The sequence below is a fragment of the Dyella sp. NPDC103356 genome (assembly GCF_055584465.1).
Genome location: NZ_JBVJLZ010000002.1, coordinates 653,311 through 666,977 on the forward strand (window position 1 = coordinate 653,311; position 13,667 = coordinate 666,977).

At 59.0% G+C, this 13,667-nt stretch carries 10 protein-coding genes; 7 read left to right on the forward strand and 3 right to left on the reverse strand.

The window, feature by feature from the left end:
- Positions 1–11: 11 nt before the first annotated feature.
- A complete protein-coding gene (locus tag ACZ6WW_RS06345) occupies positions 12–248 on the reverse strand; it encodes a YtcA family lipoprotein (protein WP_465273435.1) in 237 nt (78 codons plus the stop codon).
- A gap of 213 nt (positions 249–461) precedes the next feature.
- Positions 462–2,183, reverse strand: a complete 1,722-nt coding sequence (gene poxB / locus ACZ6WW_RS06350; RefSeq protein WP_465273436.1) for a ubiquinone-dependent pyruvate dehydrogenase — start codon at positions 2,181–2,183, stop codon at positions 462–464.
- 395 nt (positions 2,184–2,578) lie between these two features.
- Here poxB and cyoA point away from each other — a divergent pair, with 395 nt between their 5' ends.
- From cyoA to ACZ6WW_RS06385, 7 genes are all read left to right on the forward strand, one after another.
- On the forward strand, positions 2,579–3,502 hold the full coding sequence (gene cyoA / locus ACZ6WW_RS06355; protein WP_465273437.1) for a ubiquinol oxidase subunit II: 924 nt from the start codon (positions 2,579–2,581) through the stop codon (positions 3,500–3,502).
- Position 3,503: 1 nt separating this feature from the next.
- Positions 3,504–5,462, forward strand: coding sequence for a cytochrome o ubiquinol oxidase subunit I (gene cyoB, locus ACZ6WW_RS06360; RefSeq protein ID WP_465273438.1), 1,959 nt, complete (start codon positions 3,504–3,506; stop codon positions 5,460–5,462).
- A gap of 18 nt (positions 5,463–5,480) precedes the next feature.
- Positions 5,481–6,101: a cytochrome c oxidase subunit 3 gene (locus tag ACZ6WW_RS06365; RefSeq protein ID WP_465273439.1), complete on the forward strand. Its 621-nt coding sequence runs from the start codon at positions 5,481–5,483 to the stop codon at positions 6,099–6,101.
- Positions 6,098–6,490: a cytochrome o ubiquinol oxidase subunit IV gene (gene cyoD / locus ACZ6WW_RS06370; RefSeq protein ID WP_465273440.1), complete on the forward strand. Its 393-nt coding sequence runs from the start codon at positions 6,098–6,100 to the stop codon at positions 6,488–6,490. Before ACZ6WW_RS06365 ends, cyoD begins: the two co-directional genes overlap by 4 nt.
- A gap of 4 nt (positions 6,491–6,494) precedes the next feature.
- Entirely contained in the window at positions 6,495–7,970 is a 1,476-nt protein-coding gene (locus tag ACZ6WW_RS06375) for a PucR family transcriptional regulator (protein WP_465273441.1), read from the forward strand.
- Between the two features lie 242 nt (positions 7,971–8,212).
- The gene (locus ACZ6WW_RS06380) at positions 8,213–8,971 is read left to right on the forward strand and encodes a sensor histidine kinase (RefSeq protein ID WP_465273442.1); all 759 of its coding nucleotides are present in this window, start codon (positions 8,213–8,215) and stop codon (positions 8,969–8,971) included.
- 131 nt (positions 8,972–9,102) lie between these two features.
- Entirely contained in the window at positions 9,103–10,356 is a 1,254-nt protein-coding gene (locus ACZ6WW_RS06385) for an MFS transporter (protein ID WP_465273443.1), read from the forward strand.
- A gap of 152 nt (positions 10,357–10,508) precedes the next feature.
- On the opposite strand, the gene ACZ6WW_RS06390 is transcribed toward ACZ6WW_RS06385, so the two are convergent.
- Entirely contained in the window at positions 10,509–13,568 is a 3,060-nt protein-coding gene (locus ACZ6WW_RS06390; RefSeq protein WP_465273444.1) for a sensor histidine kinase, read from the reverse strand.
- Between the last annotated feature and the right edge of the window lie 99 nt (positions 13,569–13,667).

The window sequence follows — 13,667 nt, forward strand, 5'->3', positions numbered from 1 at the left end:
CGGTGTCTCCCTCATCCCAGCCATAGCAGCCAGATCGCCAGCGTCATGGTGATCCATAGGCACAGGTAGACCACTACCGGCATGGGAAGCGCCGCATCGATGCCGGCCTTTCCGAGTACGACGCGCAAGAGCACGACACCGAGCAATCCAAGCAGGGCGCAAATCATCCAGGTCGGAAAATACGATCCCAGGATGTTTCTGGAGGGGGACGCGCTACATGCCGTCAATACGGTGGCCGACGTCAGCATCGCAGCCGCACGCCACCGACCTGTCGCTTGCAGAAGTAGAAGTCGGGGCTTTGAGCATCGACATGAATTCATGGCGCGTTATTTCCTGGTGTCAGCTTTACGTGTGCGGGGGACATGGACGGCTTCGCCCACCCCTCGCGAGGTGGGCACGTTGAGATATCGTCGTCCTGCTCAAGTCCCGTCTCCGGAGCAGGCGGTTCGCCATGCGTCGCGTTAGCGAAGAAGGTTCACTTTCGCCAGGTCGACCAGTTGGTTGGCCCGGCCATCGAGCACCGCGCGGATCATGAAAAGCCCAAATTTGTAGGCTTCGTCGAACGTCGTGGTCGGCGGCATCGCCAGTTCCTGGCGTGCGCTGACAACGTCCACGAGCGCGGGACCATCGTGCTCGAACGCCGCAATGAGCGCCGAGCGCAAGTCCTTCGGGTCCTCGACACGAATGCCCTTGACGCCGACGGCGTTGGCCATGTCGGCAAAGTTGGGATTGATCAGGTCACAGCCGACGTCGACAAAACCGTGCGCCTTCATCTCCATTTCAACGAAACCCAGGGTGCCATTGTTGAGCAGGACGATCTTGACCGGCAGGTTCAGTTGCCGCAGCGAGAGGAAGTCGCCCATCATCATCGAAAAGCCGCCGTCGCCGGACATCGAGACCACCTGGCGTTTCGGGTAAGCGACCTGCGCGCCCATGGCGTGGAGCATCGCGTTCGCCATGGAGCCGTGATTGAACGAGCCGACGATACGGCGCTTGCCGTTGACCTTGAGATAGCGCGCCGTCCACAGAATGGGCGTGCCGACATCGCAGGTAAAAATCGCATCGTCCGCGGCCAGTTCGCTGACCAACTGGGTCACGTACTGCGGATGGATCAGCTTGCTGCCGTCCTTGGGCTCGGCCAGCTTGTCCAGGCCTTCGCGCGCTTTCTTATAGTGAGCGAGCGCTGCATCCAGATGGCTGGAGTCGACTTTTTCGGGGATGGAAGGCAGCAGACTCTGCAGCGTCTCCCGCACGTCGCCGATCAGACCGAGATCGAGCGGGCAACGATTGCCGAGCGCTTCCGGGCGCATGTCGATCTGCGCGATCTTGGCGTGCTCGGGGAAGAACTGACGGTAGGGGAAATCCGTGCCCAGCAACAGCAACGTATCGCAATCCTTCATCGCGGCGTAGCCAGAGGAGAAACCTACCAGCCCCGTCATGCCGACATCGTACGGATTGTCGTACTCGATAAATTCCTTGCCGCGTAGAGTATGGACGATCGGCGCTTTGAGACGCCGCGCCAGCTCGACTACCTCGTCATGTGCGCCGGCACAGCCCGCGCCGCAGAACAGGGTGACGCGTGTGGCATCTTTCAGCAGGTTGGCCAGCCGCTTGAGGTCTTTCAGGGACGGATGAACGATGGGCTTGGTCGGCACCACCCAGCGCGGCGGCTTGGCCACGGCCTCTTTCAGTGCAATATCGCCAGGGATGACCACGACCGCGACACCGCGTCGCGCGACGGCGGCGCGGATGGCGCGCCCCAGGATCTGCGGAAGCTGGCTGGAGTTGGACACCAGTTCCACGTAGTGGCTGCATTCCTTAAATAGCGATTCCGGATGCGTTGCCTGGAAGTAGTCGATGCCGATTTCGGTGCTCGGGATATGCGCCGCGATGGCAAGCACGGGCGTGCCACTGCGATGGCAATCGAACAGGCCATTGATCAGGTGAAGATTGCCGGGACCGCAGCTACCCGCGCAGACCGCCAGTTCACCGGTCAGATGCGCCTCGGCGCCAGCGGCAAAAGCCGCGCCTTCTTCATGGCGCGTATGGATCCATTCGATGGTGCCCAGTCGCCGGAAAGCATCGGTCAGACCGTTGAGCGAATCGCCAACAACGCCATAGACGTGTTTGATGCCTGCCAGTTCGAGGACATGGGCAATGTAGTCGGCAGAGGTCATGGCCATGGTAACGATCTCCCTTGCGATGGATGTCTATGCGCGACGTCAAGCGACTTGAATGCAGGAGACGTTAGCGCCAATGCCGCGTTGCGGGCTTGTACGCGATTGACCGGATATGTACGAAACCCATGCGGGTTGCCCGGACTGACGGCGCTGACGCCTATGCCGACACTTTCGAGTCGGAAGCGCTGCTTCTCGATGCGCCGCGATGGCGACGACACGTCTTATCTGTTCCTTGGCGGACAGTTTTATCCAAGACCGTCTTGCTCCAGCGACCTACAGTCGTCCCGTCCCCATGTCACGCAGTGGGTGAAGTCGCGTTCACCATGCAGCCCACGTGGCTGTTCCGTGCTGTCGTAAGGAGCTGCGCCGGACGCGGTGCGGCATAGCGGAGACCCATCATGATGCTTAGAAGCCCGACGCTGTCGTCTTTGGTTCGCTTGACGACGGCGATGGCCTGTTGCATGTCCTTGAGCGCCTGTACCGAGGGGGTGCTCGACCCCAAGGGACCTGTCGGGGCGCAAGAGAAGCAGCTTCTGCTGGAAGCGCTTATTCCGATGCTGATGGTGATCACGCCCATCATCGTCCTTACGCTCTGGTTCGCCTGGTGGTTTCGCGCGTCCAACGCCAAGGCGACCTATCGGCCGCGGTGGGAGTATTCCGGAGCGATCGAGTTTTCCATCTGGATGATTCCCTTGCTCGTCATCCTCTTTCTCGGAAGCCTGGCATGGGTCGGCGCACACCAGCTCGATCCCTATCAGCCGTTGGCATCGAAGCGAAAGCCGCTTGTCGTCCAGGTGGTGGCCTTGGATTGGCGATGGCTGTTCATCTATCCGGAGCAGGGCATTGCCAGTGTCAACGAGCTGGCGATTCCGGTCGACACCCCGGTCTCCTTCAAGCTCACCTCGGCGACCGTGATGAACTCGTTCTTTGTCCCCTCGCTGGGTGGTCAGATATATGCGATGCCGGGCATGCAGACACAGTTGCAATTGCAGGCGAGCGAACCGGGCAACTATCGCGGGCTGTCGGCTCAATTCAGCGGCGATGGTTTTTCCGACATGCATTTCCAGGTGCTCGCGACCGACTCGGCAGGTTTCGAGACGTGGGTTCAGCGGGCCAAGTCGGCAGCTTCGCGACTGGACGCGGCTACGTATGACCAGTTGGCGGCGGATCACAAAGTTGGCCCGGTCGCTTACTACTTCCCGGTATCCGACGCTCTGTTCGATCACGCCATCGACCATGCCACGAAGCGGCCGGAATCGACGTCAGGCGTCTCCGTAAGCACCCCAGGCCCTGCGCTTATATCGGCTCGATCGGAGCAATGACATGTTCGGAAAGCTTACGCTAAGCGCCATCCCCTTCGACCAGCCCATCATCATGGGCACATGCCTCGTACTCATCTTTGGCATCCTGGCGATCCTTGGCCTGATCACCTATAAGCGCAAATGGGACTGGTTGTGGACCGAGTGGATCACCACGGTCGACCACAAGCGCATCGGCATCATGTACACGCTGCTGGCCATGGTGATGCTGCTTCGCGGGTTCAGCGACGCCATCATGATGCGTTCGCAGCAGGCGCTGGCCAGCAGCAACGCGCATGGTTTTCTGCCGCCGGAGCATTACAACCAGATCTTCTCCGCGCACGGCACGATCATGATTTTCTTCATGGCGATGCCGTTCGTGGTGGGACTGATGAATTTCGTCGTGCCTTTGCAGATCGGCGCGCGCGACGTGGCGTTTCCGGTGCTCAACTCCGTCAGCTTCTGGCTGACCGCTGCCGGTGCGCTGCTGATCAATCTGTCGCTTGGCATCGGTGAATTCGCCCGTACCGGCTGGCTGGCGTATCCGCCGCTCTCCGAGCTGCCTTTCAGCCCTGGAGTAGGGGTCGATTACTACCTGTGGTCGCTGCAAATATCGGGTGTCGGTACGCTGTTATCAGGCGTCAACCTGGCGACGACGATACTGAAGCTGCGCGCGCCGGGCATGCGCCTGTCGATGATGCCTGTGTTCACCTGGACGGCGTTGGCCTCCAACATGCTCATTGTCGCGGCGTTCCCGATCCTGACGGCCACGTTCGCGATGCTGCTGCTGGACCGCTACCTGGGAACGCACTTTTTCACCAACGACGGTGGTGGAAACCCGATGATGTATATCAACCTCATATGGACATGGGGGCATCCGGAGGTCTACATCCTGATTCTTCCGCCATTCGGTGTGTTCTCGGAGGTCATTTCCACGTTCTCCCGCAAACCGTTGTTCGGCTACCGGTCCATGGTCGTGGCGACCATGGTCATCACCCTCCTGGCGTTCACGACCTGGCTGCATCACTTCTTCACGATGGGATCGGGCGCGGACGTCAACGGCTTCTTCGGTATCACCACCATGGTGATCGCCATACCGACGGGCGTGAAGATCTTCAACTGGCTGTTCACCATGTACGGTGGCCGCGTGCGCTTCACCTCGCCGGTCCTGTGGACCATCGGCTTCATGGTGACGTTCACGATAGGCGGCATGACCGGTGTCCTGATGGCCGTGCCACCGGCCGACTTCGTGCTGCACAACAGCCTGTTCCTGATCGCGCACTTCCATAACGTGATTATCGGTGGCGTCGTCTTCGGGTGCTTCGCGGGACTGACGTACTGGTTTCCGAAAGCGTTTGGCTTTCGTCTCCACGAGGGGCTTGGTAAAGCCGCGTTCTGGTGCTGGTTCGTGGGTTTCTATCTTGCCTTCATGCCGCTTTACATCCTTGGCTTCATGGGTATGACCCGCCGCATGAACCATTACGACAATCCCGCGTGGCTGCCTTATCTCCTCGTCGCAGAAGCAGGGGCTGTCCTGATCTTTATCGGCATTCTTCTCCAGGTCGTCCAATTGGTATGGAGCATCAAAAAACGCGCGAGCTTGCGCGCGGGTGCGGACCCATGGGATGGACGTACCTTGGAGTGGTCGACGGCATCACCGCCACCGCCGTACAACTTTGCGCGGGTCCCTCAAGTGGCTGGTCTCGATGCGTACTGGGAAGTGAAGCAGGAGGTCGCGACCGCTTCGACCCAGCCGCTCGAGGCGATCGAAATGCCGAAGAATTCGGGGTTTGGCTTCTTTGTCAGTTTCTTCGCCGTCATGGGTGGTTTTGGCATGATCTGGCACATCTGGTGGATGGGTGTATTGGCACTCGTCGCGTTCTTCGCGCTGATCGTGTGGTCGTCCTGGGGCGAAGAGGACGAATTTGAGCTGTCGGCGGCGGAAGTCGGCCGACTCGAACGCGCCAACCCCCACACTGCCTGATCTGTAAAGGACGGACCTATGTCTAGCGATGTTGCTTCATTGGATATGCCGTCGGAGGAGTCGGGAGTGCAGCTCCCGTCCAGGCAGCATGTCACCGGTTTTGGTTTCTATCTCTACCTTCTGAGTGACGGCATTCTGTTTGCTGCACTGTTTGCCGTGTTTGCCGTGCTCAGGACGGCGACGGACGGTGGTCCTGACGGGCACATGCTTTTCAGCTCGCGCAATGCCTTTATCGAGACGGCCTGCCTGCTCACCAGCAGCTTTACCTGCGGCATCGCCATGTTGGCGTGCGATCGGCGCAACAAGTTCGTTGCGCTGATGGGATTCCTCGTGACAGGTGTGTTGGGTCTCGTCTTTCTGACCCTGGAAGTCCATGAGTTTGCCGATCTTATCGCCAAAGGCGATGGGCCCGGACGCAGCGCTTTCCTCTCGTCGTTCTTTACGCTGGTGAGCACGCACGGATTGCACGTGACATGCGGACTCCTGTGGCTCGGCGTGCTGCTCGTGCAATTCCTGCTGCGCGGATTCACACCGGCCATCCTGCGCCGTTTCCTGTGTTTCAGCCTTTTCTGGCATGTCCTGGACGTGGTCTGGATCGGTGTCTTTACGTTCGTCTATCTGGTCGGAGGCTATCTATGACAACACAGCAACGGCACGACCCTCGGCGCGGGGATTCGAATACGCCGGGTCTGGAAGGCCGGGAGGCGCATGGCAGCCTCCGTGGCTACATCATCGGCTACGTTTCGGCCATCGCGCTGACCGTTGCCGCATTTGTCATCGCACCCAATACGAGCATGGCTCCTTTCAGCGTGGTGGCGGCGCTGGCCGTTCTGGCGATTGCGCAGATGCTGGTTCACCTGATCTTCTTCCTGCATATCAACACCGCACCCGCTCAAAAGATCAATGTCACGGCGTTCGCCGCGGCGATGTTGATCATCGCGATTGTCGTCGTCGGATCCATATGGATCATGGGACACCTCAATCGGAACATGCTTCCGATGGATCATCTGATGCAGATGCAGCGTTGAGGCAGTGGTCGAAGGAAAGCCTGGAACGAACCACTACCTATTCGTCATCCCGGCCTGCGCCGGGATGACGAGTGGGAGGTTTTTCGAAATCAGCCGGAGTCATTCCCGCCAAAAGGCCGATTTTTCGACCCTCCCCAAAGGACTAGACTGCAGCCACGTGACCCATCTTCACCGTCGCGGATACTTTTCATCCGGCCATGGATTTGGAACTCTATCCACTTATGTCTGCGTCGGTGTAACCATGAAAATTCCACGGGTAACGGGAAAACTTCGCGAAATGACGGCTGCCTATGAGCGCGATCCGACGGTCATCGTCGAGCGTTCTTACAAGGCGATCACCCAAAGCGACCCGGTCTACGCCAAGCTGCCACCGAGCGCCAGGAACGACTTCCTGGAGTCGATCCGCTTTTCGGCAATACTTTGGTGCAAGACCATGTTGACGGGCGAATACCCCTCCGACGAAGACATGGAGGTATTTCGAAACCTGGGACGGCGGCGCGTCCATCAGGGCGTTGAGTTGGCGTCGTTGCTCAGGGCCTACCGGGTCGGCTCAAAAGAGCTGTGGGCTATTTATCTGGAGTTTGGTGCAGAGCATCCGGATGTCCAGAACGAACTTCTTTTCAACCTGTCGCCGTATCTCCTCGACCACTTCGATGAAATGGCTCAGGCCATCGCAGCCGCCTACATGGAAGAACAGTACGAGCAGTCTCGATGGAAGGACGCCCTGCGTTACGAGCTTTGCAATTTGATCTTCAGCGCATCGGGAGACGTGAGCGAGTTCAGCCGGGTATCGGAGACCATTGGCATCGACCCGACGATCGCCAGGGTGGCCTTCGCATTCAATGCCAATGTGCCCGATACCTTGCCGTCCCGCGTGGAGGCGGAGCTGGACAGGATACTGCTCACCGTGGCGCGCATGGCAAAGGTCAATGTGGCCGATCTTGTCAGGGTGACGTATCGCGGGCGGTTGATCGTCTGGGTTCCATGCATTCGTGGCGATTCCCTGCTTGCCAGTGACCGGAGAATGGGGGAGCTGGCCGAGCGCCTGATCGAGAACGTTCCGGAGCTAAAGCAGGTGGGCGTCGGGATGATGGGGCAGGGGCCATCCGGCTGGTCCGGCTCCGTGGACGAAGCTGCCAAGGCGTTGGAGGTGGGCGAACGCATTGGTGCCGGCGAAGGCGTCTACCGGTACTCGGACATTGCCTTGAACGAGGGCGCCAGGCGCTCGGATAACGTGCTGCGCTATATGGAATCGCTGATCGAACGTCTATCGCACGAGCCGGACCTGTTGAGAACTCTCGAGTGCTATCTGGAGCAATGCCAGAAGCGCAAGCCCACCGCCTTGATTCTGGGGATTCATCCCAACACGCTGAACTACAGGCTCGAGCGTATTCAAGAGATCACCGGCGGGAGTCTCGAAGACCCCGCGTGGCTTACCAAGCTGTATGTAGCGACAAGCTTGCGCAAATACAGTCTGTAAGGGCGGTTTAGAAAAGCAGCCTAGACAGCTAGTTCGCCGGTGCGCGACAACTGATGAGTCGCGTCCGACCGCGTTGTGTTTTTTTACAAAAAAAGTCGAGATTCTTCCAATTCTTATCAAGGAGACATGCTGATAAAAGTTGCCCCAAAGCAGCGGGGGCGGCTAATAAGGTGGTGTTTGTGTGGCATGGGTTGTCCATCTCTTACTCAAATTGGGTGAGATCGCTCGGTGCTGGAATCGCGTTGGTTCTTGCGCTTTGGAACGTGAACAGGCTGCGACTGAGACGCACGGAGAAAGGCGCCCGTTTTCTGGAAGACGAACGGCGCGCCGAACGCAAGCGCATAGCCAGGGAGTTGCACGACACGCTGCTGCAGGGTCTCCAGGGCATCCTGCTCGAGCTTGAAGTGCTTTCGTCGAGGCTGCCGGAACAGGAGCGCGAGCGCGCGATGCGGATCGAGCGAAAGCTGCGTGACATCGTCGTGGATGGCCGCAATGCGATCAGTGCGCTGCGTTTTCCTGATGACGACGAAAAGGATTGGATGGCGGCCGTGCTGGAGATGGGAGAGCGGGCGGCCTCGGATTCGAAGGTCGACTTCACGCTGAGAATCAGAGGCGTACCCTGGAGACTCCCGTTAAAAGTGCGCGTCGAGGTGTTGGCCATTGTTCGCGAAGGCCTGCGTAATGCGTTCGAGCACTCTCAGGCGAAGGCTATCTTGGTACTCGTCAGATATGCAAAACGCGGGCTGAAGATTTCGATCCAGGACAATGGCATCGGCGTCAGCGAACAGTACATCGAGTTCCGCCGGAAAGAAGGCCATTGGGGCATTGCCGGCATGCGCGAGCGGGCCGAAAAACTGAGGGGGAGGCTGACGATCAAGAGCCAGCTTTCCCGAGGGACCTCGGTCAACCTCGTCCTCCCCAGAGGTCCCGTCTGCTTGAAACCTCGTGCCCTGTGGATACCCCCCGCAGGGCGTCGATTGGGCATGAAAAAGCGAGCCTAGCCAGGCGCTTGTATAAGCCTGATTCCCCGTGGACAAAATGGTCCGCCGTGAGACGGATATGTACTCTTTAGGGTAACGATAAGCACTCGCCGAATCGCTAGAGTGCGCTCATGGTCATTCGGGGAACGGTGATGAGCGCTGACAGCCCTAATACAACCTCATCGGCCCATGCGAAGGTCTATGCCATCGCATGGGGCCTGGCGGCCGTGTTTTATTTTCTGGAATACGCATCGCGCTCGTCACCGGCGGTCATGATGCCGGAGCTTGCGCAAGCCTTTGGCGTGAGCGTTTTGGGTTTGAGCGGCATCCTTGGTCTCTACTACTACACCTATTCGACGACCAGTCTCGTCGCGGGCGTGCTGTTAGACCGCTGGGGTGCCAAGTATGTGGTCCCGATGGGCATGCTGTTGCTCGCGCTTGGCTGCATGTTGTTCGCTGTTCCGACCACCAGTATCGGTGGCGCGGGGCGATTGCTGCAGGGGGCAGGGTCCGCCTTCGCTTTTACCGGCGCCGTCTATCTGGCCTCACATGGATTCTCGGCCAAGAAACTGGCGACAGCGATCGGCTTTACGCAGTGCTTCGGCATGCTGGGCGGGACGATGGGACAGATCGCCGTTGGACCGCTTGTTCATGGCGTCGTAAAGGTGGCGACATTCTGGGTGGGACTGGGCATTGTCGTGCTTCTCGTGGCCGGTGTGTTGTTCGTAATGACTCCCAGGGAGCCCGTCGTCGCCGGAAGCGCCGCGGCGCACGGAAACTTTCTTGCGCCATATAAAGTGGTGTTCAGCAATCCTCAGTCCTACTTGTGCGGCCTGGTGTCCGGGCTGCTGTTCGCGCCGACGACGATCGGGGATATGGTGTGGGGCGTTCGGTTCTTTCAGGTGGACCGGGTGTTCAGCTATCACGATGCGGTGTTTGCCATATCCATGGTGCCGCTCGGCTGGGTTTTGGGTTGCCCGCTGTTTGGCTGGCTCGCGGATGCCCTGGGTCGACGCAAGCAGGCTCTCATTATCGGCATCTGCCTGATGCTCGTTTGCGCGCTGCAGTTGACCTTTGCGCCAGGCGTCCTGCCTGCGTGGTTGACCTTGCTCACTTTCGGCATAGCGTCAGGCGCGGCGATGATTCCTTACACGATCATCAAGGAAGCCAATCCAGATAACGTCAAGGGCAGCGCGACCGGTGCGATTAATTTCATCACGTTTGGCGTGACCGCGCTGATCGGGCCGGTGTTTGCCAGCAAGCTGGGCAAGTCGGTCGGCGACTCGACTATCGATCCTCGGTTGCATTTCTTTCATTCGACGTTGTTTTGGGTATTGATCGTGGTTGGCGCGCTTTTGGTTTCTCTGCTGCTGAAGGAAACGGGCAGGGCGACTGCTCGCACCTAACCTTAATTTCCATCGTCGTCCCGGCGAACGCCGGGACCCAGCGCCTTCAGCGGGTCGAAGCGTAAGACCCTGGGTCCCGGCGTTCGCCGGGACGACGGCTAGGGGAGGATTCTTCAAGGCCCTTGAAGATGCTTCGCAGTCTGACACTTGTTCTAACGGGTTGCGCCATTCCCCCTGAAATTATTCCACTTTCTTATTAGAGTCCTACTAAGACGAACAAAAAACGGCGCCGACGCATAGGCGTGACGTCGGGGAACCTCGAGCTCGATCACGGTCCCTTTACCAGGAGCACTGGTCACCATAAGCTGCGCGCACAGTTTGCCAGCCCGCTCCCGCATGCCAGCTATACCCCAATGGCCATCCTTCTGCCGCTCCTCGATGCGCTGTTCCGATACCCCGATGCCGTTATCGCAGATGGTAATGGTCAAGGCGTGCTGTTCGTAATCGACGGTCACCCAGACCGCTTCCGCCTGAGCGTGTCTGAAAGCATTCAAGATGGCTTCACGAGTTATCGCCAGCACTTCTTCGCACGCGTCTTGAAGCAGATCGCGTGGGTCATTAATCAGACGGAGCGAAAACCTCGTCTCCGATTGTGCGGCGGCTTCGTTGCCGACCACAAGCAATTCGGCGATGAAGCTGACCTGGTGGTCCTGTGATTGTCGAAGCGCACTGATGGTGTCGCGTCCCTCGATCAGCATGCTGCGCATCTTGTCCTCTATCCTTGACGCACTATCTCGCTGCGCATCGGACAGGGTAGGGCCGCGCGTCCAGGATTCGATTTGCAGGAGTATGCCTTGCATGCCCTGAAGGAGGGTGTCATGGAGATCCCTGGCAATACGCTCCCGCTCCGCCGAACGCTCATGAAGAAGTAAGCGGTATCTGCGCGCGATGAATGACACCCGCAAGGCATATAGGCACCAGGCGCACAGCATGGCCATACCGACCAGGAGTGACTTGAACCAGACGGTTTGATAAAACGCCGGCTGCACTTTGAAAGTGAGGCTGGCTGGCGCAACACTGGCAACGCCATCTTCGTTGATAGCCAACACCTGGAAATGATAAGTGCCTGGCAGAAGGTTGGTGTAAAAGGCTTCGCGCCGTCCTCCTGCTTCCTGCCAGTCATTGTCTACGCCTTGAAGCCGATATCGAAAGCGCGCGCGTTCAGGCATGGATAGTGCCGGTGCTGTGTAGTCAATGCGCAGATTGGCGGTCAATGGCGGAAGTATCGGGATCGAAGACAGCGGCCATGATTTACCGCCGGCGGTGAAGCCGCTGATCGTGATCGCCGGAGCAATCGTGTTGTATCGGATATGCGGCGGATCGATCCAGGACAGGTTCTGCTTTGTCGCCACCCAGATGCGCCCATCGGTACTTTGAACCATGGAAGGTCCGGGCCGGACCGCCTTGGGTTGTCCATTGATACCATCGTCCTGGGTAAACAGCTCATAAGAGGGTTGATACCCCGGGTTGTGTAGGAGAGTTTCGATCTGGTTGGCCGCAATGCGGTAGGCACCATCCGTATTGTTTAACCAGAGATCGCCTCCGCTGGTTTCAACTATGCCGGAGATGCCGCGCAATGCATTGCCGCCCTCGGCATGGAAAGCAACGAACCGGTTGTTGGAAGCAAGATAGGCGATGCCGGTATCTCCCGCTGCCCAGACATGCGCGCCCCGTATATACAGGCTCAATACATTGCCGATCGCCAACCCATCGTCGCGACCATAGAGCGTCACTCGATCATGATCGACCATCGCGATACGGTTGTTGGGGTAGCCGAGCCATATGCGTCCCTTCTCATCGGCGATGATGCGAATCGAGGGCCCTGAAGGCAGTCCCTTGAGGCCGCCATTGAGTTGCCAAGCGCCATAAGCGCGGCGAAAGACACCGACCTTCGCCGCCGAAAGCCAGATATTTCCCGCGGCGTCCTCCGCTAGATTCTGGCAGGCTTGAAGCACCTCCTGGCCATGGTCGCTTTTCAGCGTGCCGGGCGGAGGCGATATGTGGGTAACACGCACACCGTCATAGACTTCCAGATCGGCGTACCCGACCATCCAGATGGCCCCTTTGTGATCCACCATGGAGCAATCGGAACCCGGGCCCATGCCTTCAATACGTACGGCAGGCGCCTCGCCTTCGAGATGGAGTGCGTTTTCTCTGAGGCTGCCCACCCATAACCCACCAGCATGATCCGCCGCTATGGTCAGGTCGGACATTCTTCCTGGAAAGACGACGGGCGTGAACTTGCTCACGCTGAAGCGATCGATGCCTTGTTCGGTCGCCACCCAGACATTGGCCTCGCGGTCCATGAAATAGAACAGCCCATACTCTCCGCTCAAGCCTTCGGCCTTGCCGAAATGCTCCTCGCCGGCGATGGCATCCTCGTCGTTTTTCCAACGAACGCGCGTGATGCCTTCGCGATCCTCCCTGGTCACCCACAAAGCCCCGGAGGGGTCGCGCAAACTTGCCCAGTACAGGTTGTAGGTGTCATTCCAGGAAATGGATGCCGGGAGACCCAGCCGATCGTGTTTGGCCTTTGCTATATCCGTGGGCTGCCATTGCCCAGTTTTATCGTCGAGGAGATAGGCAGCCTGGGACTCGAAGAGATAGATGCGACCATGGATGTCACCGAGCCATAGAGGCTCGTGCGTCGGGTCGCCGTCGTTGGGGCGGGAAACCTTTTCCCAATGCCCATCGCGTTGCCGGGCGATGCCGCGAGTCGTGGCCATCCATAGGGCGCCATCTTTCGCTCGCACAAGGCCGAGCACGCTGCCGCCGGGAAGTGCCGCATCCGGCACGCTCGATAGTTTGCCTTGATGCCATACGCTGACGCCGCCGAAGGTGTAACCGATCCACAGGTCGCCATTGGGCTCGGAAAATAAAAGGGAGATATTGGTCTTCGGCAGCAAGTCGGTGGGACTGCGATCGAATCGCACGCCGTCAAATCGAAACAGACCGTTCTGCGTACCTATCCACAGAAACCCGTCGGGTGTCTGGACCATCGCCTGCGCGTTCGCCGGCGCGCCGTCCCGAGAGAGATAGGCGCGGTGCTGGAATTGCGGCAAGCTGTAACGGTAAGGCGATTGCGTCACCAGCGGTGCAATAGCATGAGGTGGCTCGGCGGCTCGCGCAACGAAAGGCACGCCCATCGCGACCGGCGCGGTGCAGGCGAGCCACACGAACAGACGTGTCATTGCACGGCCAATGAAATGCATTCCACACAACCCTCAAGACGATACCCATGCGCGAACCCGGATACGTGCATGGAAACCCAAAGATTCAGCCCGCGGCGCTTGGCCGTTCGGCAGATAAAG